The 2,597-nt window shown below is 55.7% G+C and carries 5 protein-coding genes; 2 read left to right on the top strand and 3 right to left on the bottom strand.

Translation table 11 applies throughout. From position 1 onward, the window contains the following. The 3 genes from RMO15_RS27795 to RMO15_RS27785 all read right to left on the bottom strand — a co-directional run. Positions 1-642, bottom strand: a 642-nt coding sequence (locus RMO15_RS27795; RefSeq protein WP_309720611.1) for a nucleotidyl transferase AbiEii/AbiGii toxin family protein, incomplete at its 3' end; no start/stop codon positions are given. After that, on the bottom strand, positions 639-1,487 hold the full coding sequence (locus tag RMO15_RS27790; protein ID WP_309720609.1) for a hypothetical protein: 849 nt from the start codon (positions 1,485-1,487) through the stop codon (positions 639-641). The genes RMO15_RS27795 and RMO15_RS27790, both read right to left, overlap by 4 nt. A gap of 87 nt (positions 1,488-1,574) precedes the next feature. Beyond that, positions 1,575-1,850 carry a helix-turn-helix transcriptional regulator gene (locus RMO15_RS27785; RefSeq protein WP_309696102.1) on the bottom strand — a complete coding sequence of 92 codons (276 nt, stop codon included), beginning with the start codon at positions 1,848-1,850 and terminating at the stop codon, positions 1,575-1,577. Between the two features lie 129 nt (positions 1,851-1,979). Between RMO15_RS27785 and RMO15_RS27780 the strand changes: the two genes are divergently transcribed. Further along, a complete protein-coding gene (locus RMO15_RS27780) occupies positions 1,980-2,192 on the top strand; it encodes a hypothetical protein (RefSeq protein WP_309720606.1) in 213 nt (70 codons plus the stop codon). A gap of 14 nt (positions 2,193-2,206) precedes the next feature. Continuing rightward, positions 2,207-2,597 (top strand): hypothetical protein (locus tag RMO15_RS27775; protein ID WP_309720603.1); only part of this gene is annotated, 391 nt, incomplete at its 3' end.

Here is a 2,597-nt window from a genome sequence, read left to right as displayed (position 1 = left end):
CTCGATGTTCATGCCGCCGTAGAGCACGAAAGCACGACGAAGAGTCGGGATGTCCCACTGTCGTGTCGTCAGAAGAAGGTGCGTATCATAGAGATCACGACTCGCACGACGGGCAATCAGCGCCGTCAGCTTGCCCGCCGCCAGCTCATAATCGTTCATTGTCAGAACGCCCCGCGCCTGAATCGGAAGGCTCACCGGACTGTCACGGCGCACCAGATCAAACAGAGGAACCCGGTAGAGGTAGTTCACCTCCACCTTGAGCGAATCCTGACTCCCCAGCACATTGGTGTAGCCCAAAGTCCAGCTCGTCAAGGCATGAGCGAACTTGGGAGCCTGCACACGAAGAGCCAGCCGCCGGGCGATGAGAGCGATGTCCGCCTCGATGCCAGGACGTGCTGCCTGCATCGCGACCAGCTCACGCTCCCCCACATAGTTCAGGTCAATATCTACCGAGAGGCGCGGCAGGTCAAAGACAAACAGGTTCAGCGCCGTCCCGCCCTTCAAAGCCAGAACGTCCTTCAGGGTTGGATGCTCACTGAAAGCCACGAGGAACTCGACCAGGCGCACCACCTTCTCCAGTGCGCTGACCTGAAAGCCCAAAGTACCCGCATACCCCTCCAGCTGCTCACGGGAAAACTTCATACCAGGATCTCCTCATAGGCTTCTTCACCCAAGAGCGTTGGAACCATCAGGTTCCACTCGGGGATAAACTTGGCGCGTCCGGGAACCTGACCCACGATCCTATCCCGAAGCACGTAGTGTGCTCGCTTGGGGCGGTGCACTCGCAGGCGCTCTAAAGTTCCCTCTGGCACCCGTAGGCGCTCCTGGTGCTGGCTCAGGAAGTAACCTACCTTTGCCGCTGTCGTTGCCGTGCGCAGCTTCAGGGTGTACTCCAGCAGTAGCTCCAGATTCAGGTAGGCATCCAGCCCTTCCAGCGAGTGCCAGACCTCCTCCCAGCCACCGGAGAGCATCGGACGATCCAGGCAGTCCACGAGAGTTCGCTCCAAGTCGGTAACCCGAACGGAGAGTCCCTGCCGATCCCAAGTTTCAATGCCTAAAGTCAGTGCATCGGAAACGGGCAGCTCACGCGGAGGCGGCACGGCGCGATAGAGGGTTCCGCGAAAGCGCAAGGGGTTGACGAACGACTGATCCGAGAGCACAACGATCTCCTCGCGGAGTGAGTGTGCCAGACCATGCAAGGCAAGCGCCCCATGGTAGGCAATGACCGCATCCGGTGTAAGACGAGAAGCAATGAGAAAGCTATCGACCGGCTGCTGGGCGGGAGTTCGGTGAGCAGGCACTGTAGCATAAAGCCCGCGTCGGACGAGCAGAACATGCCCCGCCTTCTTGTGATAGCTCAGCAACGCCTTTCGGGCCTGGGCAAGCCGCTCAGGTGCTGCATTTTCTGTACGCTTTATCGCCAAGAAGCGATCTAGCTCCTCGGTGGTAAAAAGCGGGTACTGGGCAAAGAAGGCGTCTATCTCCATTTGACAAAACTTATTGAAAGATAGGTTTATTTTACTATCTACAATAGTATTTGTCAAACAGAGTTGTCGATTCCTGACTTAACTTGGCTATGACTGCTCGATCCCGAGAAGGTCGCGCAGCACCTCGCAAGTGGGAAACAGCTCCCCCACCTCGACCCCGAGCGCCACTGCGATTTTCGCTAAGTTGATGGCCGTCGGGCTATACTTGCCCCGCTCAATCCCACCGTAGTAGCTCCGGTCTATCCCGGCCTCGTAGGCAAAGACCTCCTGAGCGATTCCTTTTCCCTCACGAAGCGCTCGGATTCTTGTTGCGACTGCCTGAAGAAGCGGGTCACGATTCTCCAGGGTTTTTCTCTTTTGCATCCCCACAGGATTGAAGAATTAGCGGATACAAACCACGGTAATAATCACACAGTATAAATCCCACAGGATATATACATGATAAAATGACCAATCTATCAGTGCCGCAATGAGCGGCTTGGAGGCAGAGCAATGGTCAGTATTAAGGTGGTTTCCGAGGCAACCGGGAATCCAGCCCATCGAAGTCGGGTGGTGGTCTATTCCGGGGGCAACTATGAGAAGTACACAGACGAAAATGGCCTTGCCCACTTTGAGAGCATATCGCCAGGGAGCTACACCGTCTACGTCGATGGTAAGGAGCAGGGCGTCTTATCTCTCTCGGGAGTCACGGTCGTTTACATCTGAAAGAGCACCGAGCAATGAGTCAGCAGCAATTGGAGATCGGCCTCTCACTCCTAGATGAGGTGAAGAAGAAATCACAGAGCATCGCCCCGGAATATCCTCAACGCCGCGAAGCAGGATTAGCCCTCATCAACAGTGATTTGCAGATTGTCCAGCAGCATGCGGCTGCGTTGCCCGACGAAGAGGGCTTGCGCCTCCAAGCACTATGTCTCTACGAGGAGGCCCATATTCGAGTGCATTTTGCGGCACACGAGCACATAGAAGACGTTAACAAAACAATTCGCCTGTTGGAGCTAGCAATTAAGCTGGGGGCTACGGAGAAGATGTATTTCTTGCTCGGCGTAATGTGCATGGAGCTTGGACGCTTTGATCAGGCGCGGAAAGCACTGACAGCAGCAAAGGAATGCG

It is taken from the genome of Armatimonas sp. (genome assembly GCF_031410135.1).
Classification (GTDB): Bacteria; Armatimonadota; Armatimonadia; order Armatimonadales; family Armatimonadaceae; genus Armatimonas.
The sequence above is the reverse complement of the archived record's forward strand: the minus strand, read 5'-3'. Positions and strand labels throughout refer to the sequence as shown.